The 1,154-nt window shown below is 49.7% G+C and carries 2 protein-coding genes; both read right to left on the bottom strand.

From position 1 onward, the window contains the following. The coding region (locus NW820_RS12555) for a DUF488 family protein (RefSeq protein WP_414407666.1) at positions 1-514 on the bottom strand (514 nt) is incomplete at its 3' end. Next, positions 511-1,154: dual OB domain-containing protein (locus NW820_RS12550; protein ID WP_414407665.1), on the bottom strand; the 644-nt coding region annotated here is incomplete at its 5' end. The genes NW820_RS12550 and NW820_RS12555, both read right to left, overlap by 4 nt.

Here is a 1,154-nt window from a genome sequence, read left to right as displayed (position 1 = left end):
TTCTAAACAAGTCCCCCTCTGGAAGTTTGCAAAGGGCAAGAAGACGAGATTCTAGAGCCTCATGAGTCTCCAAAGAGCCATTGGCCAAGATGTGGTTGACCGGAATCCCACTTTGAAAAAGTTTACGCGCCACCAGCAACGATCTATGACATTCAATAGGGTCTTTCTCAGCACACATCAGTGCGATCCGATACCGACTAGAACCTTGGATCAGACGGTCGATCCCTTCGAGGAAGGCTGGCTCATTTGCCAGTCGTTCATACTGAATCCTACCCTGATCATAGCAGCTCGGATTTTCGCTACGTCCTCCCAATTCTTTGCCCAGAAAGACGTAAGCAATACCTGCTGCCGCTAAAGCACTTTTCAACTTTTCTTGTGAATATTGAGGGACGTAACGGCTATATGGACGTGAGCGAACGTCGCCAATACCGGTGATGTTGTACTGGCGCAGTAAGTCTATGAAAAAATCAATCTCGTGGTTTGAGTGACCAATCGTGTAGATCTCTGATTTCATATGAGTCGACCTGAGTAGAGAACAGCCGCTATCAGCTTGTAGTAATAGCCCAAGTAGGGATCGCTAAGGCTAACACACAGCACCGGATCGGGGATGTCATATTGACCGTCTTCGCCCATTAGGAAATCCCGTTCAATCACAGGATCGGTAACATCCATGCAGTATTTTACTCCCTTGTATACAAACTCGCCGCGTACTCTACGCTTAGAATTCGGGTATCCTGGTGCCTTGTAACCAACCAACAGACGCAAATGCTCGACCGGTACAAGGTAAAGAGAAACTCCGCTTTCTCGCCCGACACTTAACCGGTTGTTCCACCCAGCATAGCTGCTCTCGCCAGTGCCCCAGAGATTCTCAGGGTTGTCTAGCCAACTGTTGATATCCTCCCAAGGCAGGTGGCCAACTTTTTTCCAGCGGTGCTTTGGATTGATAACGTGGTTCTCCCTCTGGTGAGGTAGTGGCTGAGGTGTATCACAAGAGACACAGAGAATATCAAGAAGTTCTGGGTCGCCACCGCTCTCGTAGTACCTCTCATGTTCAGAGACCTCATGTGACGGGCGGCTGCTGACAGGACGCACCCATTCTCCTGGCTCTCCGTTCTGCCATTCCTTGCCGGCAATACAGCGACCGGCCATTTTTC

The organism is Synechococcus sp. R55.7 (genome assembly GCF_047461955.1).
In the GTDB taxonomy this organism is placed as follows: Bacteria; Cyanobacteriota; Cyanobacteriia; order Thermostichales; family Thermostichaceae; genus Thermostichus.
The sequence above is the reverse complement of the archived record's forward strand: the minus strand, read 5'-3'. Positions and strand labels throughout refer to the sequence as shown.